General features: G+C 58.7%; 1 protein-coding gene. It reads right to left on the bottom strand.

Annotated features, from left to right (window positions below; translation table 11 throughout):
- A partial coding sequence (locus tag MD536_RS21290) for a hypothetical protein (RefSeq protein ID WP_239603804.1) occupies nt 1-288 on the bottom strand: 288 nt, incomplete at both ends.

The following is a 288-nucleotide window of genomic DNA, read 5'->3' on the forward strand; positions in this document are numbered from 1 at the left end:
CTGAGCAGGGATATGGCTTTTCAAGCTTAGTTTGTTGAGTTCGCGGTTGCGATCGTGACGTGCTGATGTAATCGCGACCTCAACAAACCCGTTTATATCGAGGTAAGTGATGGCACTAACCACCGACAGCACGGCCACAGCGACCCTTTCCGGGCGTGAGTTGGCTTTAATGCGTCGCAAGGCGATGGCTTTGCACGGCAAGGCAGGCGTAGCGAAAACTGCGTCCGCCATGTCGTCCAGGCCGGCTGCGTCGCGCGTAGAAGCGCCGGCCGCACCGGCTGCTCCAGT

This window comes from Flavihumibacter cheonanensis (assembly GCF_022352215.1).
Taxonomy (GTDB): Bacteria; Bacteroidota; Bacteroidia; order Chitinophagales; family Chitinophagaceae; genus Flavihumibacter; species Flavihumibacter cheonanensis.